Origin of the sequence: Aurantimonas manganoxydans SI85-9A1 (assembly GCF_000153465.1) — a bacterium.
GTDB lineage: Bacteria > Pseudomonadota > Alphaproteobacteria > Rhizobiales > Rhizobiaceae > Aurantimonas > Aurantimonas manganoxydans.
The window spans coordinates 1-1,017 of sequence record NZ_AAPJ01000034.1; the positions used below are offsets into that span (position 1 = coordinate 1).

Here is a 1,017-nt window from a genome sequence, read left to right on the forward strand (position 1 = left end):
CGACCTTGCGGTCGCGGCCCGAACTGCTGGCGGAATGGGAGTCGACCAGACATGGCGAAGATCGAATCCAGCCTGCCTTTGAACGACGTGACGGTCGTCAGCTTCCCCGAGCCCGACGCGCCGGTCGAGCTGAACGCCTTCGCGGCGCGGGCGGCGGCCCAGTACAAGGACGATTTCATCACCCCGCGGATGCTGTCGGGCATCTGGCGCGGTGTCGAGTTCGTGCTGCTGACGCTGCTCGGGCTGGCTCTCTTCGTCGGCTATGTCGGCGTTTCGACGCATCTGTGGGAATCCTACGTCGTCCTGTCGCTGGTCGGCGCGGCGCTCGGCGTCCTCGCGATCAATCTGGCCGACGGCTACGAGATCTCGGTTCTGAAGGGTCGGGCCGCCCAGCTCTGGCGGATCGCCATCGCCTGGGGCCTGACGCTCTGCTTCCTCACGGTGGGCCTGTTCTTCCTGTTCAACGACGCGGCCTATTCGCGGTTCTGGATGGGCAGCTGGTTCGTCGACGGCGTCTTCCTGATCGAGGTCAACGACAATCCGAACCTGGAGCACGGCGCTTTCCAGCACACTGGACTGGCCGTCGTTTTACAAGGTCTAGTCCGACCTAGACTCAGGGGTACCGAGCTCGAATTCTGGCGTAATAGCGAAGAGGCCCGCACCGATCGCCCTTCCCAACAGTTGCGCAGCCTGAATGGCGAATGGCGCCTGATGCGGTATTTTCTCCTTACGCATCTGTGCGGTATTTCACACCGCATATGGTGCACTCTCAGTACAATCTGCTCTGATGCCGCATAGTTAAGCCAGCCCCGACACCCGCCAACACCCGCTGACGCGCCCTGACGGGCTTGTCTGCTCCCGGCATCCGCTTACAGACAAGCTGTGACCGTCTCCGGGAGCTGCATGTGTCAGAGGTTTCACCGTCATCACCGAAACGCGCGAGACGAAAGGCCTCGTGATACGCTATTTTATAGGTAATGTCATGATAAAATGGTTCTTAGACGTCAGTGGCACTTT

Annotated in this window: 1 pseudogene; it reads left to right on the forward strand. The window is 60.8% G+C overall.

Features of this window, described 5'->3' with window-relative positions:
- Nucleotides 1–189: 189 nt before the first annotated feature.
- Nucleotides 190–513, forward strand: a pseudogene (locus SI859A1_RS22420) (undecaprenyl-phosphate glucose phosphotransferase); the annotation flags it as partial.
- Nucleotides 514–1,017 lie beyond the last annotated feature (504 nt).